We start from the raw sequence: 26295 nt of genomic DNA, 5'->3' as shown, positions 1-26295 counted from the left end.
GTCCCCCTCCTGGATACGGGCGGACCGCGGTTCCGGTGGTCAGGCGGGCGCCGGGGCAACAGCGCCCAGGAGCCACACGGGGGCGGGGCGGACGGGGGCCGCGCCCCGCATGACGCGGTGCCGCACCGGGGCTGAGGCCGGACCGGCCGCCGGGGCCGGGTTCGTGTAGCGACGGACCCGGGAGCAGGCGCGTCGGCCGCGATGCGCCAGGGGCGGAGACGGGGTCGGGGTGCGGAGAGCGGTCCTGGTGCGCCGCATCAGAACCACCGCTCCCCAGCGTCCGCAGAGCGCGTGGAAGGGGCGAATTCGGCCCAGACCGAGTAGGCGGACTGCTCGGGCGGAGCGGTGAACCCGTAGCCGATGGAACTGAGCGCGACGAGAGCGATGCCCCGGCCCGACTCGGCGGCGTGCATGTCCAGTGCGTCGAGCTCCGGGGGCGGAGGCGCCGGACGGGTCGGGAGTTCGCGGCGTGGGCCCTCGTCGTAGAGGCGGAGGGCGACGCGGTCGTGCGGGGTGAAGAGCGCGGCGACCATGAAGCCGCCGTCGCGGCCGGAGGCGGAGTGGCGGACGGCGTTCGAGGCGAGCTCGCTGGCGACGAGTTCCAGCCGGTCGCGCAGGTCGGAGTCGTTGCGGTAGGGGCGCGGGCAGCCGGTGAGGCGGCGGGCGGCCCACACCCGCAGTTCGGCGGAGGCGTCGGGGGTTCCGGCGAGGGCGATCCGGTCGAGCGCGGGCCCCCAGCCCTGGCCCGGGTGCGTGGTGGACGGGCGTGGTACTACCGTGGACACGGTTCTACTCCCTGGTTACGGCAGGCGAGTGGGACAAGGCCCTGCCCAGGTGCTCCACCACCCGGGCAGGGCCGTTCTGTTGTCGCGCTCCTGGCACGACTTCACGGGTAACGCTGCGAAGTCGAACGAGTACAGCGATAGTGAGAGTATGACCCGCACTAGCTTTACCTGCAATAGATTCAGTACTACTAGTGCAGATAAATATTGCTGACGGGAGCCGCCGGATGACGCGACGAGGACCCACGGTCGCCCGCAGGAGCCTGGCCCGCCTCCTGCGCGAGCGCCGCAAGGAGCTGGGGATCAGCAGGGAGCAGGTGGCCAAGCACGCCGGGATCGCTCCGCCGACGGTCAACCGCATCGAATCCGCGTCCGTGCGCGTCGAGGTCGGCACCGTGGCGATGATGCTGGACCTCTACAACGTCACCGCCGAGGAGCGCGAGGAACTCCTCGACATGGCCCGCGCCGCGAAGAAGCGGGGCTGGTGGCAGCGGTACTCGTACAAGATTCCGTCATGGTTCTCGGTATACGTGGGGCTGGAGCACGAGGCGAAGTCGCTGTTCCAGTACCAGATCGAGGTCATCCCCGGCCTTCTCCAGACCGAGGCTTATACGCGCGCCCTCATCGATGCCGAGCCCGCAGCCGTGTCCCCCGAAGAGGCCGATCGCAGGGTCACGGTACGGAAGGCACGTCAAGCACGTCTGACCGGCGATACCCCGCCAAAACTGTGGGCCATCATCAATGAGGCCGCCCTGTATCGTCAGATCGGCGGCCATCAGGTCATGCGCGACCAGCTTGACCACTTGGTCGCCCTCGCACAGTTGGACAACGTGACGATCCAAGTGCTTCCGAACGCGGCAGGTGCACACCCCGCAGGTGAAACGCCTTTCACGATCCTGGGCTTCGCGGACACACGTGACCGCGATGTCGTTTACATCGAGTATCGAATGGGAGCGATCTACCTCGAAGCTCCCGAGGAGGTGGAGATGTACACGACACTCTTCGACCACCTCACTATGAAGGCACCTGACCGTGAGAGGTCGATCGCCCTGCTCGACAGGGCAGCCGCAGCGTTCACGGACAAGCGTTAGAAAGTCTGCACACGATGGACATCACTCCCAGAGTTTGGCGCAAATCGTCGTACAGCACAGGTCAGGGAGGCGAGTGCGTCGAAGTCGCCCCTTCCCCCGCCTTCCAGGGCATGAGGGACTCCAAGCACCCAGACGCCTCCGCCCTCTTCCTCCCCTCCTCCGAGTGGGCCGCCTTCCTCACGGCCGCCCGACGCCACGCGCTCTGACCACTCACCGCACCTCATCGCGCTCGAACACGACACGGCCGCCGGCGAGGGAACCCCTCTCTCCGGCGGCCGTCGTGCGCCGTCTCCTCTCAGTACCTACGCCACCAGGGCCCCCAGTTCCTTGGTGACGCGCTCCAGCATGAACGCGCTCGACTCGCGGGCGCGCTCCTCCCAGGCGAAGACGCACACGGTGGCCACGCCGTCGAACCCGATGTCCCTCAGCGTGCCGAAGAACGCGTCCCAGTCCACCTCTCCCTGGCCGATGTCCAGGTGCTGGTGGATCCGGGCGGGGGTGCCGGGCGGGTTGAGGATGTAGCGCAGCCCGCTCGACCCCTTGTGGTCGAAGCTGTCGGCGATGTGCACGTGCTTCAGCTTGTCCCCCGCGTAGGCCATCATTCGCCGCACGTCCGCCCCCGGGGCGTCGCCCGACAGGTGGAAGGTGTGCGGAGCGCAGTACAGGTAGTTCACCCACGGCTTGTTGATGGCCCGCACCAGGTCCACGGCGGGCTCGTTCACTTCGCAGAAGTCGTCGGGGTGGGCCTCCAGGTTCAGCGCGATCCCCTCGCGCTCGAACACCGGGAGCAGCTCCTCCAGCGACCTCCAGAAGGCGGCCTCGCTCTCCGCCGCCCGCTCCGGGCGCCCGTTGAACTCGGAGTTCATCAGGGTGCACCCGAGCTCGACGGTCACCTCGACCATGCGCCTCCAGTAGCGCACGGCGGCGCGCCGCTCCTCCTCGTCCGGGCTGGACCACTTGTACAGCGGGAGCACGCTGGCCAGCTCCACGCCCGTCTCCCGCAGCACCCCCTTCAGCTCGGCGACCCTCTCGTCGTCGGCGCGGGGGTGCAGGAAGAAGGGCATGAACTCGTCGCGCGGGGACAGCTCGATGGAGGAGTAGCCGATGTCGGCGACCGTGCGGACCATCTCCGCCATGGGCAGCTTGCGGAACATGTAGGGGTCGAGCGCGATCTTCACGGTCGGCTCCTTTCCGAATGGGGCGGCGGGGCGGTCGGCATCAGGCGTAGAAGTCCGGGCGCTCCTCCACCTTCGTCGGGACGACCTCGCCGGTCTCCAGCGACCGCACGGCCGCGTCGCCGACCATCGCGGCGGCGTAGCCGTCCCAGGCGCTCGGCCCCTCGATCCGCCCGGCCGCGACCGCGTCCGCCCAGGCCTGCACCTCGGCGTCGAAGGCCGCGCCGAAGCGGCGCTTCCAGTCCTGAGGCACGGACGAACCGCTGCGCCCGGCCGCATGCAGGACCGCCTCCCGGGGTTCGGGCAGGCGCACCGCGCCGTCCTCGCCGACGACCTCGCAGCGGATGTCGTAGCCGTACTGGCAGTTGACGAAGACCTCCAGGTCGATGCGCGCGCCCGACTCCGTCTCGAAGAGCAGCAGCTGCGGGTCCACCAGGTGCGCGAACCGCTTGGAGGTGCGGCGCGGCCGGATGATCTGGGCGGTGGCCAGCTCCTCGCCGAGCAGCCAGCGCAGCGTGTCGATCTCGTGGATGGCGGTGTCCTTGGTCGCCATCTCCGAGTGGTAGGCCTCGGGCACGGTCGGGTTGCGGTGCGCGCAGTGCGCCATCAGCGGGGCGCCGATCGCGCCCTCGTCGATGAGCGCCTTCATCGCCCGGTACCCGGTGTCGTAGCGGCGCATGAAGCCCACCTGCACCAGCCGGGAGCCGTGCGCGCGCTCGGCCTCCATGATGCGGCGGCAGTCCTCGGCGGTGGTGGCCAGCGGCTTCTCGCACAGCACCGGCTTGCCCGCCGCGACGGCGGCCAGCACGGAGGCGGCGTGCGCGGGCCCCCAGGAGGCGACGAGGACCGCGTCCACCTCCGGGGCGGCGACCACCTCGGCGTCGGTGGCCAGGGCGCGGGCGCCGACACCGGCGGCCGCCTCGGCGGCCCGTGCGGGGTCGATGTCGGTCACCGCCGCGACGCGGGCGCCGCTGACCACCCGGTCCAGTCTGCGCATGTGGTCGGTGCCGATCATCCCGGCGCCGATGACGCCGACGTTCACGGTCATCTTCTCGTTCCTCTCACAGGGGTGCGGGTATCGGGCCCGGCCGGTGCCGTGCCAGGCACCGGCCGGGGGTCAGGAGCCGCCATCGGCCGGTGCGGTCGGGTGCGGCACCGCCGGTCCCCCGCCGGGGCCCTCGCTCCGGGCGAGCTCGTGCTCCAGGGCGTCGAGTTCGGCTCCCCCGGCCATGTGGTGGGTCAGGTCCTCCAGGGTCAGGTCCGCGCGCGGCGCGTCCAGCTCCGTCTCACCGAGCCGGAGGATGACGAAGTGGTCGCCGACCATGTAGGCGTGGTGCGGGTTGTGCGTGATGAACACGACCCCCAGCCCCGCCTCCCGGGCGGCGCTGACGTACTTGAGCACCACCCCGGACTGCTTGACGCCGAGCGCGGCGGTGGGCTCGTCCAGGATCAGCACGCGGGCGCCGAAGTAGACGGCGCGGGCGATGGCCACGACCTGCTTCTGGCCGCCGGACAGGTTGGCCACGGGCGCGTCGATGTCGGGCAGGTCGATGCCCATCTTCTTCAGCTCCTCGTCGGTGACGCGCCGCATCGCCGCCACGTCGAGCCGGGAGAAGGGGCCCCACGCCCTGCGGATCTCGGAGCCGAGGAAGAAGTTCCGCCACACCGGCATCAGCGGGACCATGGCCAGGTCCTGGTAGACGGTGGCGATGCCGCGGTCCAGGGCGTCGCGGGGCGAGGCGAAGGCGACCTCCTCCCCGTCCACCCGGTAGGTCCCGGCGGTGGGGGCGTGCAGCCCGGCCAGGATCTTGATCAGGGTGGACTTGCCCGCCCCGTTGTCGCCGAGGATGCAGGTGACCTCTCCCGCGCCGACCCTGAGGTCGACCCCGGACAGGGCCCTGATGTTGCCGAAGGACTTGCCCACGCCGCGCAGCTCCAGCAGCGGCGCGTCGGCCCCGGCCGGCCCGGCGGTGCCGGCGGTGCCGGCGGCGGTGTCCGCGGTGCTCCGCGGTGTCGTGTCGGTCATGGTCCTCACCTCTTGCTCGCCTGGCGGCGGACCCAGGCGTTGACGACCACGGCCAGCAGCAGCATCGCGCCGACGAAGAACATCACCCAGTTGTTGTCCCAGCCGGCGTAGACGATGCCCATCGTGGTCATGCCGTAGATGAACGCGCCGATCGCGGCGCCGATGACGGATCCGAAGCCGCCGGTCAGCAGGCACCCGCCGACGACGGCGGCCATGATGTAGAGCAGCTCCATGCCCACGCCCTCGCCGGACTGCTGGCGCCCGGAGGCCATGAGCAGGTGCATGCCGCTGAACCAGGCGAAGAAGCCGACGGTCATGAACAGGCCGATCTTGACCCGGGTCACCGGGACGCCGACGGCGCGGGCGCTCTCGGCATTGCCGCCCACCGCGAAGATCCAGTTGCCCACGCGGGTGCGCATCAGCACCCAGGTGGCCAGGGCGACGAACACCAGCCACCAGACCACGGTGATGCGCACGCTGCCCAGCACCGGGACCGGCACGAAGGAGGCGAACACCGCCCGCGCGGAGGCGTAGCCGTCCATGTCGGAGATGTTGGGCCCGGACACGCTGCCGGTGACGAGCTTGGTCACGGCGATGTTGAGGCCCTGGAGCATCAGGAACATCGACAGGGTGACCAGGAAGCTCGGCAGCTTGGTGCGCACCAGGATGGCGCCGTTGGCGAACCCGATGGCCAGGGCCGCCAGCAGAGCGATCCCGGCGGCCGCCCACACGTTCAGGTTCAGGTAGTAGCCGGCCATCCCCGCGGTCAGCGCCGCGGTCACCACCGCCACCCCGGCGGACAGGTCGAACTCGCCGCCGATCATCAGCAGCGCGACGCCGACCGCCATGATGCCGACCACGGAGGAGGCGTACAGCACGGTCGCGAAGGAGTCCCCCTGGCGGAAGGTGGGGGCCATCGCGAAGAAGACGGCGAAGACCGCCACCGCGCCGATGAGCGAGCCCAGCTCGGGGCGGCTCAGCAGGCGGTTGAGCAGCGGGCGGCGCCCGGCCCGCAGCTCCTTCTCAGTGGTGGCCGCGGGCGCCGGCCGCGGTGCGAGGGTGCTCGCCATCGCGCGTCACCGGGTTCCCTTCTCGGCGAACTCGGCGACCTCGCCGACGTTGTCGGCGTCCACGAAGCTGGGCCCGGTCAGGACCGGCTCGGTGCCGCCGCCGATGTCGTTGCCGTTGGCGTTGATCAGCCACAGTCCCTCGACGGACAGGTAGCCCTGCAGGTAGGGCTGCTGGTCGACGGCCCACTCGATGGTGCCGTCCTCGATGGCGGCCACGACCTCCTTGTTCAGGTCGAAGGTGGCCACCTTCGCGTCGCTGCCCGCGTCGGACACCGAGTCCAGCGCCGCCATGGCGAAGGGGCCGCCCAGGGTGACGACGTGGTCGATGTCCTCGTCGGACTGCAGCTTGGAGGTGATGGAGGACTTCACGTCCGGCATGCTCGACCCGTCGACGTACAGGGTCTCGGTGTCGCCGTCGAAGGCCTCCTCCAGCGAGGAGCAGCGCGTCTCCAGCGCCACGTGGCCCTGCTCCTGGATGACGCAGAGCGCCTTCTCCGCCCCGGCCTCGTTGAGCCGTTCCCCGAAGGCCTCCCCGGCCAGGGACTCGTCGGTGCCGAAGTACTCGGTGACGCCCATGTCCTGCCACTCCTCGATGCCGGAGTTGAAGGCGACCACCGGGATCCCGGCGTCCTCCGCCTCCTGCACCGCCCCCTGGAGTTCGGCGGGCTTGGCGAGGGTGACGGCGATGCCGTCGACGCCCTTGTCGATCGCGGTCCGCACCAGGGTCGCCTGCTCGGAGGCGCTGGGGTCGGAGTTGTAGTCCAGGGTGATGCCGTGGTTGGCGGCCGAGTCCTCGGCACCGGCGCGGATCCGGTCCCAAAAGGTGTCTCCGGGCACCTCGTGCGTGATCATCGCGATCGTCAGGTCGCCGGCCTCGGCGTTGGCGCCCGTGTCTTCCTGCTGTGCACCGCCTCCGGAGCTGCACGCGGCCGCGGCCAGGGCCAGGACGGACGCCGCTGCCAGGTAGGCGGAGAGCTTGGGGGTGCGGTTCATGGGTGGTACCTCTGTCTGCTTCCGGAAACTGCTGGGGTGGGTCCTTTCTCGGTCGCCGGCGCTGTCCGGTCGTCCCGGTCGTTCCGATAGGGGGATGTCCGGGCCCGCCGTCGCGGGCCCGGGGGCCGGTGTGTCCGCGTTCCTCAGGCCTGCTGGTAGCGGGCGCCGAGACCGCAGCTGTTCAGGTATTCGCGCGTGCGCACGGCGATGGGCAGCGGCACGTCGGGCTCGCACGGGTAGAGGTCCTGCTCGACGATGACGAACACGCGCGCGTCCACGTCGTCCAGGGCGTCGAGGACCGTGGAGGGCACCGGCTCGCCCGCGGGCGGCTCGACGCACACCCCGCGCTTGACGGCCTCGCCGAAGGACAGCTCCTCGGCGTCCTTCTGCCGCAGCACCTCCGGGTCCATCTGCTTGATGTGCACGTATCCGATGCGCTCGGAGTAGCGGCGGATGAGGTCCACCGCGTCGCCGCCGCCGTAGGCGACGTGGCCGGTGTCCAGGCACAGCGAGACGTGCTCGGAGTCGGTGCCGTCCAGGAACCTCTCGATCTCGGGCTGGGTCTGGATGTGGGAGTCGGCGTGGGAGTGCAGGCACAGCCGCACGCCGTACTCCTCCATCAGCAGCTTTCCGAGACGGTCGGCGTTGCGGTGCAGGGTCCTCCACTGCCCGTCGTCGAGGGTGGGCGACTCGGTGAACCCGCCGGTCCTCTCGTCGCGGTACATGGGCGGGATGAACACCAGGTGGTGCGCGCCCATGGCCTGGGTCAGCCCGGCGACCTTGCGCACCGTGGAGACCATGCCGTCCCACTGGGCGTCGTCGTGCAGGGCACCGAAGACGGTGCCGCCGGACACCTTGAGGCCGCGCCCGCCGACCTCGTCGGCGAGACGGGCGGGGTCGGTGGGCAGGTAGCCGTAGGGGCCCAGCTCCACCCACGCGTAACCGGCCTCGGCCAGCTCGTCGAGGAAGCGGTTCCACGGGGTCTGGTACTCGTCCTCGGGGAACCACACGCCCCAGGAGTCGGGGGCGGATCCGAGGACGAGCTTGTCCTTCACGGTGCTCATTGCTGCCGTCCTTTGCTGGAGCTGAAGGGGTGCGGGTCGGCGGGCCGGGCTCAGCCGTGGGTCGGGAAGTTGAAGGCGGCCTGGACCGAGCGGTCCACGCGCGGCCACCGGCTGGTGACGGCCTTGGCGCGGGTGTAGAACCGCACGCCCTCGGGGCCGTGGATGTGGGTGTCGCCGAAGAGCGAGTCCTTCCAGCCGCCGAAGGAGTAGTGCGCCATGGGCACCGGGATCGGCACGTTGACGCCGATCATCCCGACGCTCACCCGGCGCTGGAAGCGGCGGGCGGCCTCGCCGTCGCCGGTGAAGACGGCGGTGCCGTTGCCGTACGGGTTGGCGTTGACGATGTCGATGGCCTCGTCCAGGTCGGCGGCCCGGACGACCACCAGCAGCGGGCCGAACACCTCGGTGGTGTAGACGTCCATGTCGGTGGTGACCTTGTCGAGGACCGACGGGCCGATGAAGAACCCGTCCTCGTGGCCGTCGACCTTGAGGCCGCGCCCGTCGACGACGGCGACCGCGCCCTGCTCGGTGCCGGAGGCCACGTAGGAGGCGACGCGCTCGCGCGCCTCGGCGGTGATGACCGGGCCCATGTCGTTGCCCGCGTCGTGGCCGGGGCCGACCTTGACGGCGCGGGCCTGGTCCGCCAGCACCGGTACGAGGGCGTCGGCGGCCTCGCCGACGGCCACCGCGACCGAGATCGCCATGCACCGCTGCCCGGCCGAGCCGAAGGCGGCGGCGGTCAGGTGGGAGGCGGCGTCGTCCAGGTCGGCGTCGGGCAGCACGACCGCGTGGTTCTTGGCGCCGCCGAGGGCCTGGACGCGCTTGCCGGAGGCGGTGGCGCGCTCGTGCACGTACTTGGCGATCGGGGTGGAGCCGACGAAGGACACCGCGGAGACGCCGGGGTGGTCGAGCACCGCGTCGACGGCGGTCTTGTCGCCGTGCACGACGTTGAACACGCCGTCGGGCAGCCCGGCCTCCTTGTACAGCTCGGCGACGAGGTCGGAGGCCGACGGGTCGCGCTCGCTGGGCTTGAGCACGAAGGTGTTGCCGCAGGCGATGGCGATCGGGTGCATCCACAGCGGCACCATGATCGGGAAGTTGAACGGGGTGATCCCGGCGACGACGCCGAGGGGCTGGCGGAAGTCGAAGGCGTCGACGCCCGTGGAGATCTGGTCGGAGTAGCCGCCCTTGAGGGCGGAGACGATCCCGCAGGCGTACTCGACGACCTCGCGGCCGCGGACGATCTCGCCGCGGGCGTCGTCGACGACCTTGCCGTGCTCGGAGGCGATGGTGCGGGCCAGCTCGTCCTCGTGCTCGACCAGCAGCTCGCGCAGGCGGAACATGACGCGGGCACGCTTGGTGAGGGAGGACTCGCCCCAGGTCTCGAACGCCTTGGCGGCGGCGGCCACAGCGGCGTCGACGTCGGCCGTCTCGGCCATGAGCACCTTCGCCTGCTCGGCGCCGGAGGCCGGGTCCCACACGGGCTGTGTGCGGGTGGAGACCCCGGTCGTGGCGGCCCCGTCGATCCAGTGCTGGATGTATTCCATGGTCTTGCCTTTCAGAGGCACGGCTTCTGCGCGCTTCACAGGTAGTGGCGCTGCTCGCGCTTGTGCTCGGCGTAGGCGCGGTAGGCCCGGCGGGTGCTGTCCAGCTCGGACACCTCGCTCACCGGGACGTCCCACCAGCCGTTCGAGGGCGGGTTGGGGCCGGTCGGGTCGGTCTCGATGTGCACGACCGTCACGGTGTCGGCGGCCTTGGCGGCCCCGACCGCCGCGCGCAGCTCCTTGAGGCCGTCGGCGCGGATGGTCCGCGCACCGAGGCTGGCGGCGTTGGCGGCCAGGTCGACGGGGAGCGTGGACCCGTCGAGGAGCCCGGTCCCGGGGTCGCGGTAGCGGTAGCGGGTGCCGAACCGCTGCGAGCCCAGGTCCTCCGAGAGCGCCCCGATGGAGGCGAACCCGTGGTTCTGCAGGACGACGATGACGACCTTGACGCCCTCGGCCACCATGGTGGTGATCTCCTGGGAGAGCATCAGGTAGGAGCCGTCGCCGACGAGGACCACGACCTCGCGCTCGGGGGCGGCCATCTTGGTGCCCAGTCCCGCCGCGACCTCGTAGCCCATGCAGGAGTAGGCGTACTCGACGTTGTAGGCCTTAGGGTCGCGGGCGCGCCAGAGCATCTGCATGTCGCCGGGCAGGCTCCCGGCGGCGTTGATGATGACGTCGGTGTCGTCGAGGGCGTCGTTGAGGACGCCCAGGACGGCGGTCTGCGCGGGGAGCGGCCCGTTGTCGACGGCGTAGCAGGCGTCGGTGGTGCGGGCCCACTCCCCGGCCAGCGCGCGGGCGCGCTCCCGATGGGCGTCCTCGGCCTTCCACCCGGACAGCTCGCGGCGCAGCGCCTCCAGGCCGGAGCGCGCGTCGGCGACGATCTGGTGAGCCGAGTGCTTGGCGGCGTCCAGGCGCGCCACATTGAGGTTGACGAACTCCACGTCCGGGTCGGCGAACACGGTGTGGCTCGCGGTGGTGAAGTCGCTGTAGCGGGTGCCGATGCCGATGACCAGGTCGGCGTCGCGGGCCAGGGCGTTGGCGGCCGAGGTCCCGGTGGAGCCGATGCCGCCGACCGCGCACGCGTGGTCCCACGGCACCGCGCCCTTTCCGGCGTGGGTGTCGGCGACGGGGATGCCGGTCTCCTCGGCGAAGGCGCGCAGCTCCTCGGTGGCGCGGGAGTAGACCGCGCCGCCTCCGGCGATGATCAGCGGACGCCGGGCGTCACGGATCGCCTCGGCCGCGCGGCGCACGGCCGCCGGGTCGGGCTGCGGGCGGTCGATGTGCCAGGTGCGGGGGCGGAAGAAGTCGACCGGCCAGTCGTGCGCCTCGGCCTGGACGTCCTGGGGCAGGCACAGGGTGACCGCGCCGGTCTCGGCCGGGTCGGTGAGCACCCGCATCGCGGCCAGGGCGGCCGGGACGAGCTGCTCGGGCCGGACCACCCGGTCCCAGTACTTGGAGACCGGGCGCAGGGCGTCGTTGACCGTCACGTCGCCGCCGCGGGTGTCCTCCAACTGCTGCAAGACCGGGTCGGGGCCGCGGGTGGCGAACATGTCGCTGGGCAGCAGCAGGACCGGCAGCCGGTTGGTGGTGGCCAGGGCGGCTCCGGTGACCATGTTGGTGGAGCCGGGGCCCGTGGAGGCGGTGCAGGCGAAGGCCTGCAGCCGGTCGCGCATCTTGGCGAAGGCGGCCGAGGCGTGCACCATGGCCTGCTCGTTGCGGGCCGGGTAGTAGGGCAGGTCGGCCTCGCCGGTGGTGGCGGCCTGCAGCAGGGCCTGGCCGAGCCCGGCGACGTTGCCGTGGCCGAAGATGCCCCACACGCCGGGGACGAGGCGCTGCCGCTCGCCGTCGCGCTCGCTGTACTGGGCGGCGAGGAAGCGCACGAGCGCCTGCGCGGTGGTCAGGCGGACGGTGCCGGTGCCCACGGTGTCGTCGGTGGCCATCACTCCCCCTTTCCCGCGCGGGAGGCACGGCCGGGGTTCGGGCCGTCGGCGGTGTACAGCGGCAGGCGGGGGTCCATCTCCTGGTGCTCCCAGGTGCGGCGGACCCACCCGTGGGCGGGGTCGTCGCAGATGCGCCAGGCGCGCTCCTCGCCGGGGCCGGCCATGACGTTCAGGTAGTAGAGGTCGTAGCCGGGGACGGCCATCGACGGGCCGTGCCAGCCGTGCGGGATGGTGACCACGTCCCCGGTGCGGACCTCGGCGAGGACGTCGATCGGGCGGTCCTCGGTGCCGTAGACGCGCTGGTAGGCCATGCCCGGACCGACGGGGCCGGAGCCGACCTCGAAGTAGTAGATCTCCTCCAGCTCGCACTCGGTGCCGGTGGCCTCGTCGTGCTTGTGCGGCGGGTAGGAGGACCAGTTCGACTCGGGGGTGAGCACCTCGCAGGCGATGAGCTTGTCGGCCTCGAAGGCCTGCGGGGTGCAGAAGTTGTTCACCTGGCGGCTGGATCGGCCCGCGCCGCGCAGCTCGACCGGCACGTCCTCGGCCTTGCCGTAGCGGAACGGCAGCCGCCGTTCGCAGCGCGCGGACGGCAGGGCGAACCGGCCGCCCCCGGCGCTGGTGACGGTCGCGGCGGCGTCGCGGGGCACGTAGGCGAAGTCGGTGACGCGGGAGAACACGTCGGGGCGGCCGACGAGGTCGTAGCGCTCGCCCCCGCACTCCACCGTGCAGGAGCCGTTCAGCGGGAGGACCAGGGTCTCGGCGTCGCCGGTGGAGACCTCGGCGCTCTGGCCGGGGGCCAGCTCCAGCACCTTCAGGCCGGAGTAGCCCCACCCGGCGGAGGAGGGGGTCACGACGGCGGCGTAGGGGCCCTGCGCGGTCGAGCCCGCGGGGACATGGTGGTTCGCGGTCATCGGCGGCCTCCGGGCACGGTCTGCCTCCTCGGTCCTGGGCGCCTCACAGCAGCCCCACGGCGGTGTCGACGGCACCGACGACGTCGTCGTCGGCGGGGTAGAGCAGGGAGCGCCCGACGGTCAGGCCCTTGACCGTGGGCAGTTTCAGGGCCTCGGCCCAGCGGGCGTAGGCGGCGTCGGGGTCGGCGGACAGCTCGCCGCCCAGCAGCACCACCGGCAGCGTCGATCCGGCCACCACGCGCTCCATCTCCTCGACGACGGGCAGCTTGAGCCAGGTGTGGGCGGTGGTGCGGCCCAGGCCGGAGCCGATGGCCACCGACCGGGCGACGGCGTCGGGCGACAGGTCGTTCCTGACCGCCCCGTCGACGGTGTGCGAGATGAACGGCTCGACCATGGCCGTCAGCCCGGCGGTGTTGAGCTCGTCCACGGCGTGCGCGCAGGCCTCCATGGTGTCGGCGGTGCGCGGGTCGCCGTAGTGCAGGCGGAGCAGCATCTTGCCGCCCTCGAACCGCATGGACCGCAGCCCGGCGGCGTCGTAGCCGGTGAACCGGTCATCGATCTCCCAGGCGGCGCCGGTCAGGCCGCCCCGGTTCATGGACCCGATGGCGGTCTTGCCCTCCAGGGCGCCCAGCAGGAGCAGGTCCTCCAGGATGTCGGCGGTGCCGAGGACCCCGGTGACGCCGGGCCGGGCCAGGGCCGCGCACAGCCGGTCGAGCAGGTCGGCGCGGTCGGCCATGGCCATGGGGCGGTCCCCGGAGCGCAGCGCCCCCCGGGCGGGGTGGTCGGCGGCGATGATCATCGCCTTGCCGTGCTCGCCCAGCGGGGAGGCGGGGCGGGTGCGGGCGGCGGCCGCCTCGGCGATGGCCCCGGGGCGTTCGACGCGCGTGGCGGTCAGCTCGCGCAGGGTGTCAGCGCGCATCGGCCGCCTCCCGCATCCGGGCCTCGACCTCGTCGGGCGTGGGCATGGCGTCCGAGCAGGACAGGCGGGAGGCGACGATGGCCCCGGCGGCGTTGGCGAAGCGCATGGTGCGCCCGGTGTCCCAGCCGGAGAGCAGGCCGTGGCAGAGCGCGCCGCCGAACGCGTCGCCCGCGCCCAGGCCGTTGACCACCTCCACCGGCACCGGCGGCACGGTGGTGCGGCCGGAGGCGTCGGAGGCCATGACCCCGGCGGGGCCCTGCTTGACCACGGCCAGGGAGACGCCGAAGCGGTCGTGGGCGGTGTCGGCGGCGGCCGCGGGGTCGCGGGTGCCCACGGCGGTCTCCCACTCGTCGAGGTTGCCCACGGCGACGGTGGCCTGCGGGAGCGCCTCGGCCACCCAGCGGCGGGCCTCCTCGCGGGAGTCCCAGAACATGGGGCGGTAGTCGAGGTCGATGACGGCGGTGCCGCGGCGGCCGCGGGCGCGCAGCGCCTCCAGGGTCGCGGTGCGGCTGGGCTCGGCGCACAGGCCGGTGACGGTGACCCAGAGGACGTCGGCCGCCACGATCGCGTCCAGGTCCAGCTCCTCGGGGCGGATCTCCAGGTCGGGGGCCTTGGGGGTGCGGCCGTAGAAGTACAGCGGGAAGTCGTCGGGCGGGAAGATCTCGCAGAAGGTCACCGGGGTGGCGGTGCCGGGGACCGGGGTGGCGTAGCGGGGGTCGACGCCGTACGAGCCGAGCGCCTCGCGGACGAAGCGGCCGAAGGGGTCGTCCCCGGTGCGGGTGACCACCGCGGCGCGGCGGCCGTGGCGGGCGGCGGCCACGGCCACGTTCGTCGGGCTGCCCCCGAGGAACTTGGCGAAGGAGCGCACCCGCTCCAGCCCGGCGCCGACCTGCTCGGGGTAGATGTCGACGCCCACGCGGCCCATGGTGACGACCTCGAACGGGTCGCCTCCGGGCCGGCGGTCAGTGGCACTCAACGCGGACCTCCGTCGGTCGCGGCGGACGCCGGTGCGTCCGCCCTGGTCGTGGCGGTCTCCGGACGGCGGATCTCCCCGGTGGGGCTAGCGCGCTCTACTAGAGCGCTCTAGTATTCCCCTATGGTGAGCCGCGTCACAGAGGGATGTCAATACATTCGGCCGGGCTTTGCCGTTCCGGCCGGTCCGGTCGGCGGCACGGCCGCCCGGATCGCCCGGGAAGCACGTGACCTGCGCCGACACGAAGACGGGGGCCGAGGGACGGCCCACCGGTCCATGAACGAGAAGGATGATCTGCCGTGACCACCACTCCCCGGCCGAGACGGGGCCGCCGCCCGACCATGGAGGACGTCGCCCGCCATGTGGGCGTGTCCCGGGCGCTGGTCTCGCTCGTCTTCCGCGACGCGCCCGGCGCGGGGCCCGAGACGCGCCGCCGCGTGCTCGACGCCGCGGAGGAGCTGGGCTACCGGCCGCACAACGCCGCGCGGATGCTGGCGCGCAGCCGCACCCGGGTCCTCGGGGTGGTGATGACCCCGGCCAACCCGTTCCACGCCGAACTCGTCGAGGCGTTGTACCCCCAGGCCGAGGAGGCCGGGTACGCGGTGCTGCTGTCCGCCCTCACCCGGACGCGCAACCCCGCCGAGGCCACCGAGGCGCTGCTGCGCAACCGGTGCGAGGCGCTGATCCTGCTGGGGCCGGTGGCGGCCCCCTCCGAGGTCGCCGCGCTCGCCCGGGAGCTGCCGGTGGTCACGGTCGGCCGCCGCTACCCGGGCAGCGGGGCGGACGCGGTGCACACCCGCGAGGCGCGCGGCATCCGGCTGGCCGCCGACCACCTGGTGGGCCTCGGGCACCGGGCGATCGCGCACATCGACGGCGGCAACGCCGCGGGATCGGCCGAGCGGCGGCGCGGCTACCGGGAGGCGATGCGGCGGCACGGCCTGGCCGAGCACGTGCGGGTGCTGCCCGGCGACCAGACCGAGGCCTCCGGTGCGGCGGCGGCGCGCACGCTCCTCGACGCACCCGGACGCGACCGGCCCACCGCGGTGATCGCGGGCAACGACCGGTGCGCCATCGGGTTCCTCGACGCGGCGACCCGGGGAGGGCTGGACGTGCCCGGGGACGTTTCGCTGGTCGGGTTCGACGACATCCCGGCGGTCGCGATGGCGCACGTCGCCCTGACCACGGTGCACCAGGACGCCGGAGGGCTGGCCCGCGCGGCCGTCCGCACGGCCGCCGCCCGCACCGAGGACCCGGACATGGAGCCCCGGGACGAGGTCCTCGAACCGGAACTGATGGTGCGCGACACCACAGCCGAGCCACGGGGGCAGGAGGCGCGGGGCGGATGACACCGGCCGCGCGCCGGGGGCGGCCGCATCGCCCACCCCGTCCTCACAGGCCCACCGCGGAGGAGCACCGGCAGTCGGCTCCATCCACTGATCAAGCACGGCCGACACCTCCTCCACCGGGCCCACGCGACCGTGCGGCTCCATGTCGCGCCGGGCCTGCCGTGGCCTGCCCTGCGGTGCGCGCGGCCTCTTCCACCGCCATCACGTCGCATTCCCGCCGGATCAGGGAGACGACGCGTTCAGCGGCGCCCTTCAGCGGGTCCGGATCCGGGTTCATGCGGCGACCGCCTCCTCGCGCACCTCGGCCACGCGGACCGGGCGGCCCAGGCGCATCGAGCGGTCGGCCGCGTCGGCCACGAGCACGGCCTCCAGGGCGTCGGCGACGGTGCACGGGCTGGGGCCGCCCTCGGCGGCCATGCGCAGGAAGGCCGCGATCTCGGCCTCGTAGGCGGGGGTGAAGCGGGACCAGAACTCCTGCCACGGCTCCCCCTCCGGGAAGGCGGCCCCGGGCTCGGCCGAGGCGAGGGCGGTGCGCTCGTCCAGGCCGACGGCGATGGTCCCGAGGGTCCCCGCCACCTCCATGCGCACGTCGTACCCGGCCCCGTTGTAGCGCGACCCCTGGAGGGTGGCCAGGGTGCCGTCGTCCAGGCGCATCACGGCGGCGCTGGTGTCGACGTCCCCGGCCTCGGCGAAGTAGGCGGCGCCGCGGTTGGCGCCGTAGGCGTGCACCTCGTCGACCTCGCGGCCGGTGACCCAGCGCAGGATGTCGAAGTCGTGCACGTGGCAGTCGCGGAAGATGCCGCCGGAGGAGGGCACGTACCCGGCGGGCGGCGGCGCGGCGTCGCAGGTCACGGCGTGGACGCGGTGCACGTCGCCGAGCTCTCCGGCCCGCAGGGCCTGCCGGGCTCGGGCGTACCCGGCGTCGAAGCGGCGCATGAAGCCGATGTGCACGGCGGCGCCGGTCCGCTCGACCTCGCGCAGGACCCGCACGGTCCCGGCGACATCGGGGGCGACCGGCTTCTCGCAGAACACGGGGATCCCGGCGCGCACGCCGCCCAGGATGAACCCGGGGTGGGAGGCGGTGGCGGAGGTGATCACCAGGGCGTCGACGGCGCCGGGGACGAGCAGGTCGTCCGGGGCACAGGCGGGGTGGGCCCCGGGGACGGCGGCGGCGACCGCACCGGCGCGCCCGGGGACGACGTCGGCCACCAGCAGCTCGTCCACCTCGGGGCGCGCGGCGACGGCCGCGGCGTGCGAGGCGCCGATCCGGCCGGCGCCGACGAGTCCGATGCGCATGTGCCGCCTCCTCCCGGTTCCGGGCCGGATGGCCCGGGTCACAGGGGGCCGTCCCCTGCGTCACGCCTGGGGAGATTTCTACGCCCCGTCGACCTGCCTGTCAATAGTATGTCTAGACATATGCACGTAGTGATCTGCCATCAACCGGACGGAGACGTAGACTGAAGTGGTGCGCGCGGGCGCCCCGTCACGGGAGACGCGCCTTCCCGCGCCGACCCGCACCCGTCCCCCGACCGATCGGAGCCGCGTGGCCGAATCGCAGCCGCAGGTGGCGCTCGACCGCACCAGCCCGGTGCCGCTGTACTTCCAGCTGGCCCAGGAGCTGGAACGGCGCATCCGCGAGGGCGAGATGCCCCCGGGGACCCGCCTGGAGAACGAGATCGTGCTCGCCGACCGGCTCGGCCTGTCCCGCCCGACGCTGCGCCGCGCCATCGAGTACCTGGTCGACCAGGGGCTGGTGGTGCGCAAGCGCGGGGTCGGCACCCAGGTGGTCACCCCGCGGGTGCGGCGCCCGGTGGAGCTGTCCAGCCTCTACGACGACCTGGCGCAGGCCGGGCAGCACCCGTGGACCGAGGTGCGCGAGCTGAGCGTGCGCCCGGCCCCGGAGTCGGTCGCCCGGGCGCTGGAGGTGGACCCCGGGGCGGACGTGTACGTCCTGGAGCGCCTGCGCCACGTGGGCGACGAGCCGCTGGCGCTGATGCACAACTACCTGCCGCTGGGCCTGGTGGACTTGACCCGCGAGAGCCTGCTGGAGACGGGGTTGTACCGGCTGCTGAGGACGGCGGGGGTGACCTTGAAGATCGCCTCCCAGAGCATCGGCGCCCGGGGGGCGACCGCCGCCGAGGCCAAGGCCCTGGGCGAGGCCAAGGGGGCGCCGCTGCTGACCATGGACCGCACGGCCTACGACGACATCGGCCGTGTGGTGGAGGTCGGCTCGCACGTCTACCGCGCGTCGAGGTACTCCTTCGAGCTCACCCTGACGAGCTGAGCCGCAGGGGCCCCAGAGGCGATCGAGGCCGGAGAGGAAGGCGGCCCGCTCCGAGGCAGGGAAGGCGGGACGGCCGAGGCCCGGCCGCTTCGAGTCCCGGACAGCGGCCCCGGAGGGGAGATCGGCGACCTCCGCGCACTCGCCCTTGCCACCGCTGTAGCCCGAATTACGCCAATCCGGCTTCGTCTCCTCCTTGACTGCTCGTACCGCTCGTCCAAGACCTTCTGGGCCAGTTCCCGGGTTCGATCGGGTGGGAGAGCAGCTTCCTGAACCCCCTTCATGGAGGGCCCTGTACTCCGGGGTCTCCTCCTCACGCTCCAAGAAGAGGGCACCGATCGCCTACTCGATGCAGACCGCTCCTCCTCGGTAGCACGGCCGTCAGCACCGCAGCCGCCGGATTTCGACCGCCTGCTCACGGCCCGGCCCGAGCCGGCCGGGCACTACGGAACGGACCACGGTGAGCACATGGCCGGGGTGGAGGACGAGCTGCGCCACCTGTCGGCCCAGGGGACGCAGCGGCTGTCCGTGGGGCACGGCTGCGTCGAGGGGTTCGAGCGCTTCGGGACGGAGGACGGCGCGTCGGCGGTCGACGGCCAGGTCCTCGCCCGGTACGGGACCGAACTGGCCCGCACCGGGAAGGCGGCACCCTGGCCGCCGGAGCGCAACGCCTCCTGCTGGTGCGGGGCGGGCCGCGAGTACAAGAAGTGCTGCGGGGACCCGTCCCGCCGCGGCGGGGCTCAGCGGTAGGCCCATCTGGACCGGTCCGCCCCGGGGTCAGCTCCCCGCGGGCGGCTCCGCGGGCCCCGCAGCGGAATCGGGCGGCCCGTCGCCCGGGCGGTAGGAGAGCAGGTCGCCCGGTTGGCACCCGAGCGCTTCGCAGATGCGCAGCAGGGTGGAGAACCGGATCGCCCGCGCCCGGCCGTTCTTCAGGACCGACAGGTTCACCACCGTCACGTCCACCCTGCGCGCGAGCTCGGCGAGCGTCATTCCGCGCCGTTCCAGCAGCTCGTCCAGGTGGACCACGACCGCCGGCCCCCCGTTCGCACCGTCGGGGACCCCCATCACACGGTCCCTTCCAGGTCGTCCCGCATCTCGGCGCCGACGCCGAGGATGGCCGCGACCGCGAACATCCCCACGCCCATGAGCAGGAACGGCAGCGGGAGCGTCATTCCGGCGAACCACCCGTCGGCGTCGACGACCGTCGACGCCAGCACCGCGGACGCGACCGACTCCAGCAGGGCGCCGCCCAGCGACCCGAAGACGGCCAGCCACCCGATCACGCGCACGCGCCGGGCGACGTCCGGGGCGAACGGGTCGGTCCGCGCCTTGCCCACGGCGGAGGCGAGGACGAGCGCGCCCGCCAGGAGCAGGAGGACCTGCACGAGGTCGGGGCCGGCCGACAGGAGCACCTGCCCCGCGGTGGGGTCGGTGACGGCGACGTCGACCGACCCGTAGGCCTCTCCCCCGCTGGCGGGGGCGCCGAGGTCGGCCTCCGCCCAGTCGACGGGGACGGAGACCACCGTCTCGGCCAGGGGGATGCGGACGCCCAGCGCGGCCCCCGCGATGACGGCGGCCAGGGCGGCGGCCGCCGCCCCGAAGGCGGCTCCGGCGACGGCGATGAAGGCGTACAACCGTTGCAGCCAGACGCGGGCGTGGGTGAGTGACGGCATGCTCCGCCTCCACAGGCATATCGATGATCGATGTTATCGATAAAGGATAATAACGACTATCGATATGTCAATGCCCGGCCGCGGCCACCAGCGCCGCAGCGGCGGGCGGGAAGGGACGGGGCCGCTGGAGTGGTGCGGCATCCGGCGGCCGCCGCCGTCGCCGGGTGGGGCCCCGGCAGGGGCGCTTGCGGGCCGGTCCCGCCCCCAGCACCGCGCCGACCGCGCTGACCTGGTCGGATGGAGTGCCCGAGGACACGAGCCGAGGACGCGGCCCGAGAGCGGGGCCCTCAGGCGGTGAGGCGGCCCTCCAAGTGGTCGGCGGCCACGTTGGCGTGCAGGCGCACGCCCGTCGCCAGCACCGAGTCGTCGGCGTAGAAGCCGGGGTTGTGGTTGAACACCGTCCCCCGCCCTCCGCGCACGGCCTCCATCGTGCCGTCGTCGCGGTACCGCAGGTCCTGGCAGCCGAGGTTCACGTACAGCCCGCCGTAGCGGTCGATGAACTCCGAAACGTCGTCGTAGGGCAGCCCCGGGGGCGTCTCGTGGACGTTCCCGGCGCCCGCGACCCGACGGAGCGTGGGCAGGGCCGCGTCCACCCACTCCGGAGCGTTGTGCACCGGCGGCACCCGCTGCAGGAACTCCGTGGTCGCCGTGCACCCGTACGCCCGCGCCATGTGGTCGGCCGTGCGGCGGACGTGGTCCTGGACGGTGTTCATGTCCGACTGGATGAGGCACCGGATCGTGCCCCACAGGGTGACCTTGCCGCCGATGATGTTGAACCGGCCCACGTCCTCAACGTGCCCGATGGACACCGTCACCGGAGAGGTCGCCGGGACCTGCCGGTAGACCTGCCCGAGCGCGGAGATCGTGTCGGCGGCGGCGGGCATCGGGTCGGTGCCCTCCCAGGGCGTGGAGCCGTGCACCTGCTTGCCGTCGATCCTGATCCTGATCACGCAGGAGGCGGCGTAGGAGTTGCCGCTCCGGTAGCCGACGGTGTTCACCGGGAGCGGGGCCACGTGCATGCCGAAGGCCATCGTCGGCACCGGATCGGCCAGGGCCGGGTCGCCCACCATCGCCCGCGCGCCGCCCTTCTCCTCCACCGGTGGGCCCTCTTCGGCGGGCTGGAAGATGAACACCACCGAGCCGGGCAGGTGCTCGCGCAGCCCGGACAGCACCTCGGCGGCGCCCATGAGCATGGCGGTGTGGCAGTCGTGTCCGCAGGCGTGGGCGACGGGGAACGGGCCGCCCGGGTAGTCGGCGTCGACGGCGGTGGAGGCGAAGTCGACCCCGGAGGTCTCCTTGACCGGGAGGGCGTCGATGTCGGCGCGCAGACCGGCCGCCCGGTCGCCGGGCCGCCCGCCGCGCAGCACCCCGACCACTCCGTGGCCGGCGATGCCGGTCCGGACCTCGTCCACGCCGACCGAGCGCAGGTGGTCGGCGATGAGCGCGGCGGTGCGCTCCTCCCGGTTGGAGAGCTCGGGGTGGCGGTGGATGTCGTGCCGCCAGCCGACCACCTTGTCGGTGATCCTGTCGGCGGCGTGGTCGATCGCGCCCGCGATGTCGACGTCTGCTGTGGTCATGCGTCCCCCAGCCGATGGGCGTGCCCTGGGCCCTGCCTCCGGCGGCCCGGCCGCTGCCCGCACCGCCGCCGTCCTCCGCCGTCCTGCCCCCGAACGGCGCATCATCACCCCACCGGAATCCCCTGCCTGAGCAAAGGGGCCGCCAGGCCCGGGTTCGCCGACGGCGTCGGCGGAATCCCCGGCGGCCGCGACCACCGCCGCCCTCGCCGGGCTCCCCCATGACCCGGCCGACGAACCGCACCCCGGAGGACACCACCAACGAACGCGGCGGGGCCCACCCGGACGTCCTGCTCCGCATCTGCCCGCCTCCGAGTGTCCGGCCGACGCCCGCGCTTCGGTGGGCGGCCGGAGGCCGCCCACCGAAGCGCGGAACCGTGGTCTCACCGGGCCCGGTCGGATCGGCCCGTCAGGCGGTGAACCCCGCGTCCACGTACACAGCCGTGCCGGTGGTGGCGCTGCCGCCGGGCCCTGCCAGGAACGCGACGGTCTCGGCCACCTCCTCCGGGCGGACATAACGGCCCAGGGCCGTGAACCCGCTGATGGCCTCGGCCATCGGCCCGTCGGCCGGGCTCGTCTCGGTGTCGGTCGGACCGGGCACCACCATGGCCGACGTGATCCCGCGCGGGCCGCCCTCCCGCGCCAGGCCCTTGGTCAGGCCGACCATGGCCGACTTCGTCGTCGAGTACAGGGTCAGAACGGGGAACGGCAGCCGTTCGGAGACGTTGCTGCCGACGTTGATGATCCTGCCGCCCTCGCCCATGTGGCGGAGCGCCTCGCGGGCGGCGGCGAACGGCGCCTCGACGTTGGCCGCCACCATGCGGTCCAGATCCTCGTCCGAGGTCTCCTCGGTGGCCGCCATCAGGAAGGCGGCGGCGTTGTTGACCAGGATGTCCAGGCGGCCGAAGGCGTCGGCGGTCCGGCGCACCGCCCCGGTGACGGCGCCGAGGTCGGCGGCGTCGGCGCGGATCGCGAGCGACCGCCGACCGGCGGCCTTGACCCGGTCGACGACCTGGGCGGCGCTCTCCTCCCGCTCGCGGTAGGTGATGGCGACGTCGGCCCCGAGCCCGGCGAGCCGGACGGCCGTGGCGGCCCCGATCCCCCGGCTGCCGCCGGTGACGAGCGCCGCTCCGCCGAGGAGGGGCAGGTGGTTCGTCTCGGTGTTCTGTGCGTTGTCCATGCCCTCGATCCTGCCGAGGACCGCGGCCGCCCACCGGCGGGAATCGGACAGGGCACCGGGTGGGGCGGCTCCCCGAGCGGGGAGGGCGCAGAGGCGTGGCCGGGCCGTACGGCCGCCCCCGGCCGCCGGTCATTTTCGGGGGGTGTCCCGGCCGCTCTGACGAGGGCGGATAGTCTGCGGGCCGTGAAGGAGGCGACCAGGACGCACGACCGCGCGGCCCCGCGGCGCGTCGCCCTGCTCTCGTTCCTCGTCCTCGCGCACTTCATCGGCGCCATCCTGCACGGCGGCGTCTCCCTCGCCGCAGTCGGCGGCGTCCCCGCCGCCCACGCGGCGGACACCGTGGTGGGGTCCGTCTCCCCGCTCTTGGCCGCCGACACCGCCGACACCGCCGGAACCTCCGGTGCCACCGACGACGGCACCGGAACGGCGTGCTCCGCCGACACCGGAAGGGCCTCTCCCTGCCCGGCCGACGACGGCGCCAACACCGATCAGCGCGCCGGAGACCTGCAGGTCCTCCTGGGCACCTTCCTGGGCGCGCTGCTCATCGCCGCCTTCTGGCCGCCGCCACCGCGCTCGGCGCTCCGTCCCGTCCGCCGCGGCGCCGTCCCCGCCCGCCCGGGTGTCCCCCTGCTCCGATCCCTCTGCATCCAGCGGGTATAGGCCGAGCCCGCCGCACGCGGCGCTGACGCCACGCCCGGCTCCGCCCCGTCCGTCAAAGCGGGCGGCCCAGCGACCGGGCACACGGCTGTGCGCGCCGCGGCTCCGCCTGCCGGGCGCCCCCTCTTCCGGCGCCCTCCCTCCGTACCGCCACCGCACCGCGCCGACGCGGTGCCGTCGATCCGTGCCCTTGGAGACACGCCTTGGACGACCAGATGCCCATGGACACCATGGACCACGGCATGACAGGCCCCATGTGGATGCCGAGCGATCCCCCGACGCTGAGCGGCCTCCTCGCCTGGCAGCCCCAGCCGTACGCGATCCTCCCCATCCTCTGCGCCGTATTGGCCGCCTTCTACGCCATCGGCCTGGTGCGCCTCCGGCGGCGCGGCATCCGCTGGCCCCTCGGCCGGACCGTGAGCTGGTACGTCGGAGTGGCCATGGTCCTGTGGGTGACGGCCACCGGCATCGAGGCCTACGGCATGGCCGTCTTCAGCGTGCACATGTTCCAGCACATGATCCTGACCATGCTCGCCCCGGTGTTCCTGCTGATGGGCGCGCCGGTGACCCTGGTCCTGCGCGCCCTGCCCGCGGGAAGGGGCCGCCGCGGCGCCCCGCGCCGGGGCCTGGTGCGGTTCCTGCACAGCCCTGTCGCCAAGGCCGCCTCCCACCCGGCCTTCACTCTGTCGGCGTTCGTGTTCAGCCTCTACGGCATCTACCTGACCCCGCTTTTCGACATCCTGATGAGCAGCGTGTGGGGGCACTACCTGATGCTCCTGCACTTCCTGCTGACCGGGATCGTCTTCTTCGGCCCGGTGCTGATGGTCGACCCCTGGCCCGGCAACCGGAGCCACCTGCTGCGGATGATGCTGATGATGGCCGGGCTGCCGTTCCACGCGTTCTTCGCGATCGCCGTGATGATGTCCGAGTCGCCGATCGTGGGGTTCTTCGCCTCGCCGCCCCCGGCGTGGGACATCGACGTGATGGACGACCAGCTCTGGGCGGGCGGCCTCACCTGGGTATTCGGGGACGTGCCCACCCTGGTGGTGATGATCGTGCTGGCCGTGCTGTGGATGCGCTCGGACGCGCGGCTCGCCCGCCGCTCCGACCGGAAGGCCGAGCGCGACGGCGACGCCGAGCTCAACGCCTACAACGCCTACCTGCAGCGGCTCGCCGACCACGAGGCCGTGGCGGCGCGGAGCGGGCGCACCGTCCAGGGCCCCTTCCGAACCCGGTGAGCGGTGCCCGGCGGCACACGACGGGTGCGGGGGCGGACCGCACCGGCCCGCTCCCCCGCTCCCCTCCTCCGCTACCGCGTGGACGCGTCCGCCAGGAGGCCGACCAGTCTCTGGGCCGGGCCATGGGTGTTCAGGTGGAGCAGTTCGACCCGGTGCACCAGCCTGGGGGCGGCCAGCGGGACCGCCGGGACCCCGCCGAGGGTCCCCTCCGGCACCAGCGCCACCCCGTGCCCCTCCGCGACCAAGGCCTCCAAGGCGCCCGCGTCACCCCCGTCGAGCCGCACCCCGGCCCGCGGCGCCGCGTTGGGCACCATCTCGCGCAGCGCCGACAGCGGGACCGCCGCCCCCGGGGCGTCGACCCACAGGGCGTCCGCCAGCTCGGCCGCGCTCACGCCGCCGCGCCCGGCGAACGGGTGGCCGTGCGGGACCGCCGCCACGAGCGGCCGCTCCCGCACCACCACCGACCGCATCACCTCCACCGACTCGCCCTCCCCGGCGCCGAGCCGCAGCGGGTCGGTCGGCGCGGCCACCCCGCCGACCAGGCCGGCATCGAACTCCCCGGAGGCGACCCCGGCGACCACCGCGTCCAGTCCCGCCGTCCGCACCCGCGGCTCCAGGCGGGGGTCGGCCGCGCGCACCGCCGCCAGGGCGCGGGCCGCCTCCGGCACGAACGCGCCGGGGCAGGCCCCCACCGCCAAGCGGGGGACGCCCGGCCCACGGACCCGCGCCACGTCGGTCCGGGCGGCGTCCAGCCGCAGCAGGATCGGTACGGCGTGTTCCAGCAGCCGCTCGCCCGCCTCGGTCGGCTCGACCGGCCGACGGCGCAGCACGGCCGCGCCCAGCTCCCGCTCCAACGCCGCGACCTGCTGCGACACCGCCGACTGGGTGTAGCTCAGCTCCTCGGCCGCCTCCGAGAACGACCCCAGGCGGGCCACGGCGGCGAAGGTCCGCAACCACTGGGCGTTCAACGGGTCGCGCGCCTGCGACCGGCCGGTATCAGCAGCACTGATCGAGGGATCCGAAACCATCGTTGGATCTTCTCACCCCCGGCAGGCGATGCTGGGCCGATGCAGCACACCACCGAACCGCGGGCCGCCCTGCCCGCCGCCCGCCTCGCCCTGGTCGCCGACCGCTCCCCGCACGTGCGGGCCCATGCCCGGGTCCCCGGACTGCTGGAAGGGGTGCGGCGGCACGAGGACCTGCTCGCCGACGCCTATTGGGTCCCGACCGAGGAGGCCGCCGCCCCCGGTCGGCTGGACGGGTTCGACGGGGTCTGGCTCATGCCCGGAAGCCCGTACCGGAGCGAGGCGGGCGCGCTCGCCGCCGTGCGCACCGCCCGCACCAGGGGTGTGCCGTTCCTCGGCACCTGCGGCGGCTTCCAGCACGCGCTCCTGGAGTTCGCCCGGGGCGTGTGCGGGCTGTCGGAGGCCCGCCACGGCGAGTCGGACCCCGACGCGGAGGAGCCCTTGATCGCGCCGCTGGCCTGCTCGCTCGTGGGGCACGAGGGGGAGATCCGATGCACGCCGGGGTCGCTGGCCGCACGAGTGCTGGGGACCGAGCGGAGGATCGAGCGCTACCACTGCTCGTATGGGCCCGCGCCGGAGGCCGCCGGACTGCTGGAGGGGCGCGGCCTGCGGTTCACCGGCCACGACGAGCAGGGGAGGGTCCGGGTCGCCGAGCTGGAGGGGCACCCGTTCTTCCTGGCCACCCTGTTCCAGCCGGAACTCGCCGACGGCCCGCGCCCCCACCCTGTGGTGCGCGCCTTCACCGGGGCGGCGGCCGACCGGGCCGCCGGGCGTACGGCCGCCGCCCCGGAACCGGTCCGCTGACACCTCGGGACCGGCAGGGCGGCAGTTCC

General features: G+C 73.3%; 26 protein-coding genes and 1 pseudogene. 8 read left to right on the top strand and 19 right to left on the bottom strand.

Annotation, left to right across the window (positions count from 1 at the left end):
- Window positions 1–257: 257 nt before the first annotated feature.
- A complete protein-coding gene (locus O4U47_RS17335) occupies window positions 258–785 on the bottom strand; it encodes an ATP-binding protein (RefSeq protein ID WP_270678921.1) in 528 nt (175 codons plus the stop codon).
- 224 nt (window positions 786–1009) lie between these two features.
- Here O4U47_RS17335 and O4U47_RS17330 point away from each other — a divergent pair, with 224 nt between their 5' ends.
- Together O4U47_RS17330 and O4U47_RS17325 are read left to right on the top strand one after the other, a co-directional pair.
- Complete coding sequence (locus tag O4U47_RS17330) at window positions 1010–1873, top strand: helix-turn-helix domain-containing protein (RefSeq protein ID WP_270678920.1); 864 nt, start codon at window positions 1010–1012, stop codon at window positions 1871–1873.
- A gap of 14 nt (window positions 1874–1887) precedes the next feature.
- Window positions 1888–2079, top strand: coding sequence for a DUF397 domain-containing protein (locus tag O4U47_RS17325; protein WP_270678919.1), 192 nt, complete (start codon window positions 1888–1890; stop codon window positions 2077–2079).
- A 96-nt stretch (window positions 2080–2175) separates the two neighbouring features.
- Here O4U47_RS17325 and O4U47_RS17320 read toward each other — a convergent pair whose 3' ends face one another.
- The 11 genes from O4U47_RS17320 to iolC form a co-directional block, all read right to left on the bottom strand.
- Window positions 2176–3051 (bottom strand): sugar phosphate isomerase/epimerase family protein, encoded by an 876-nt coding sequence (locus tag O4U47_RS17320; protein ID WP_270678918.1) that lies wholly within the window; start codon window positions 3049–3051, stop codon window positions 2176–2178.
- A 40-nt stretch (window positions 3052–3091) separates the two neighbouring features.
- The gene (locus O4U47_RS17315; protein ID WP_270678917.1) at window positions 3092–4096 is read right to left on the bottom strand and encodes a Gfo/Idh/MocA family protein; all 1005 of its coding nucleotides are present in this window, start codon (window positions 4094–4096) and stop codon (window positions 3092–3094) included.
- A 69-nt stretch (window positions 4097–4165) separates the two neighbouring features.
- A complete protein-coding gene (locus O4U47_RS17310) occupies window positions 4166–5074 on the bottom strand; it encodes an ATP-binding cassette domain-containing protein (protein WP_270678916.1) in 909 nt (302 codons plus the stop codon).
- 5 nt (window positions 5075–5079) lie between these two features.
- The gene (locus tag O4U47_RS17305; protein WP_270678915.1) at window positions 5080–6144 is read right to left on the bottom strand and encodes an ABC transporter permease; all 1065 of its coding nucleotides are present in this window, start codon (window positions 6142–6144) and stop codon (window positions 5080–5082) included.
- Window positions 6145–6150: 6 nt separating this feature from the next.
- Window positions 6151–7137 carry a substrate-binding domain-containing protein gene (locus tag O4U47_RS17300; protein WP_270678914.1) on the bottom strand — a complete coding sequence of 329 codons (987 nt, stop codon included), beginning with the start codon at window positions 7135–7137 and terminating at the stop codon, window positions 6151–6153.
- Between the two features lie 143 nt (window positions 7138–7280).
- Window positions 7281–8201 (bottom strand): TIM barrel protein, encoded by a 921-nt coding sequence (locus O4U47_RS17295; RefSeq protein ID WP_270678913.1) that lies wholly within the window; start codon window positions 8199–8201, stop codon window positions 7281–7283.
- Window positions 8202–8251: 50 nt separating this feature from the next.
- Entirely contained in the window at window positions 8252–9748 is a 1497-nt protein-coding gene (locus O4U47_RS17290) for a CoA-acylating methylmalonate-semialdehyde dehydrogenase (RefSeq protein ID WP_270678912.1), read from the bottom strand.
- Window positions 9749–9783: 35 nt separating this feature from the next.
- A complete protein-coding gene (gene iolD / locus O4U47_RS17285; protein WP_270678911.1) occupies window positions 9784–11685 on the bottom strand; it encodes a 3D-(3,5/4)-trihydroxycyclohexane-1,2-dione acylhydrolase (decyclizing) in 1902 nt (633 codons plus the stop codon).
- Complete coding sequence (gene iolB / locus O4U47_RS17280; RefSeq protein WP_270678910.1) at window positions 11685–12596, bottom strand: 5-deoxy-glucuronate isomerase; 912 nt, start codon at window positions 12594–12596, stop codon at window positions 11685–11687. The genes iolD and iolB overlap by 1 nt, the downstream gene beginning before the upstream one ends.
- 43 nt (window positions 12597–12639) lie before the next feature.
- Window positions 12640–13515, bottom strand: coding sequence for a Cgl0159 family (beta/alpha)8-fold protein (locus tag O4U47_RS17275; RefSeq protein WP_270678909.1), 876 nt, complete (start codon window positions 13513–13515; stop codon window positions 12640–12642).
- Window positions 13505–14491, bottom strand: a complete 987-nt coding sequence (gene iolC / locus O4U47_RS17270) for a 5-dehydro-2-deoxygluconokinase (protein ID WP_408638986.1) — start codon at window positions 14489–14491, stop codon at window positions 13505–13507. The genes O4U47_RS17275 and iolC overlap by 11 nt, the downstream gene beginning before the upstream one ends.
- 296 nt (window positions 14492–14787) lie before the next feature.
- Here iolC and O4U47_RS17265 point away from each other — a divergent pair, with 296 nt between their 5' ends.
- On the top strand, window positions 14788–15834 hold the full coding sequence (locus O4U47_RS17265) for a LacI family DNA-binding transcriptional regulator (protein WP_270678908.1): 1047 nt from the start codon (window positions 14788–14790) through the stop codon (window positions 15832–15834).
- A 273-nt stretch (window positions 15835–16107) separates the two neighbouring features.
- Here the strand turns inward: O4U47_RS17265 and O4U47_RS17260 are convergent, their stop codons facing one another.
- Window positions 16108–17130, bottom strand: coding sequence for a Gfo/Idh/MocA family protein (locus tag O4U47_RS17260; protein ID WP_270678907.1), 1023 nt, complete (start codon window positions 17128–17130; stop codon window positions 16108–16110).
- A 247-nt stretch (window positions 17131–17377) separates the two neighbouring features.
- On the opposite strand from O4U47_RS17260, the gene O4U47_RS17255 reads away from it, so the two are divergent.
- Complete coding sequence (locus O4U47_RS17255) at window positions 17378–18118, top strand: GntR family transcriptional regulator (RefSeq protein ID WP_270678906.1); 741 nt, start codon at window positions 17378–17380, stop codon at window positions 18116–18118.
- A gap of 36 nt (window positions 18119–18154) precedes the next feature.
- Here O4U47_RS17255 and O4U47_RS31220 read toward each other — a convergent pair.
- A pseudogene (locus O4U47_RS31220) lies at window positions 18155–18439 on the bottom strand (DUF397 domain-containing protein); the annotation flags it as partial.
- Between the two features lie 144 nt (window positions 18440–18583).
- Here O4U47_RS31220 and O4U47_RS17245 point away from each other — a divergent pair.
- The gene (locus O4U47_RS17245; protein ID WP_270678905.1) at window positions 18584–18865 is read left to right on the top strand and encodes an SEC-C metal-binding domain-containing protein; all 282 of its coding nucleotides are present in this window, start codon (window positions 18584–18586) and stop codon (window positions 18863–18865) included.
- Between the two features lie 27 nt (window positions 18866–18892).
- On the opposite strand, the gene O4U47_RS17240 is transcribed toward O4U47_RS17245, so the two are convergent.
- The 4 genes from O4U47_RS17240 to O4U47_RS17225 form a co-directional block, all read right to left on the bottom strand.
- On the bottom strand, window positions 18893–19180 hold the full coding sequence (locus tag O4U47_RS17240) for a helix-turn-helix domain-containing protein (RefSeq protein ID WP_270678904.1): 288 nt from the start codon (window positions 19178–19180) through the stop codon (window positions 18893–18895).
- The gene (locus O4U47_RS17235) at window positions 19180–19788 is read right to left on the bottom strand and encodes a DUF2975 domain-containing protein (protein ID WP_270678903.1); all 609 of its coding nucleotides are present in this window, start codon (window positions 19786–19788) and stop codon (window positions 19180–19182) included. Before O4U47_RS17235 ends, O4U47_RS17240 begins: the two co-directional genes overlap by 1 nt.
- Window positions 19789–20075: 287 nt before the next feature.
- Complete coding sequence (locus tag O4U47_RS17230; protein WP_270678902.1) at window positions 20076–21365, bottom strand: M20 metallopeptidase family protein; 1290 nt, start codon at window positions 21363–21365, stop codon at window positions 20076–20078.
- 406 nt (window positions 21366–21771) lie between these two features.
- Entirely contained in the window at window positions 21772–22542 is a 771-nt protein-coding gene (locus O4U47_RS17225; protein WP_270678901.1) for an SDR family NAD(P)-dependent oxidoreductase, read from the bottom strand.
- A gap of 183 nt (window positions 22543–22725) precedes the next feature.
- Here O4U47_RS17225 and O4U47_RS17220 point away from each other — a divergent pair, with 183 nt between their 5' ends.
- Together O4U47_RS17220 and O4U47_RS17215 are read left to right on the top strand one after the other, a co-directional pair.
- Complete coding sequence (locus O4U47_RS17220; RefSeq protein WP_270678900.1) at window positions 22726–23202, top strand: hypothetical protein; 477 nt, start codon at window positions 22726–22728, stop codon at window positions 23200–23202.
- A gap of 200 nt (window positions 23203–23402) precedes the next feature.
- Window positions 23403–24437 carry a cytochrome c oxidase assembly protein gene (locus tag O4U47_RS17215; protein WP_270678899.1) on the top strand — a complete coding sequence of 345 codons (1035 nt, stop codon included), beginning with the start codon at window positions 23403–23405 and terminating at the stop codon, window positions 24435–24437.
- 71 nt (window positions 24438–24508) lie between these two features.
- Here O4U47_RS17215 and O4U47_RS17210 read toward each other — a convergent pair whose 3' ends face one another.
- Window positions 24509–25465 (bottom strand): LysR family transcriptional regulator, encoded by a 957-nt coding sequence (locus O4U47_RS17210; RefSeq protein WP_270678898.1) that lies wholly within the window; start codon window positions 25463–25465, stop codon window positions 24509–24511.
- Window positions 25466–25504: 39 nt separating this feature from the next.
- On the opposite strand from O4U47_RS17210, the gene O4U47_RS17205 reads away from it, so the two are divergent.
- Complete coding sequence (locus O4U47_RS17205; RefSeq protein ID WP_270678897.1) at window positions 25505–26266, top strand: CTP synthase C-terminal region-related (seleno)protein; 762 nt, start codon at window positions 25505–25507, stop codon at window positions 26264–26266.
- The last annotated feature ends 29 nt before the right edge of the window (window positions 26267–26295 follow it).

This window comes from Nocardiopsis suaedae (genome assembly GCF_027706745.1).
Taxonomy (GTDB): domain Bacteria; phylum Actinomycetota; class Actinomycetes; order Streptosporangiales; family Streptosporangiaceae; genus Nocardiopsis_A; species Nocardiopsis_A suaedae.
The sequence above is the reverse complement of the archived record's forward strand: the minus strand, read 5'-3'. Positions and strand labels throughout refer to the sequence as shown.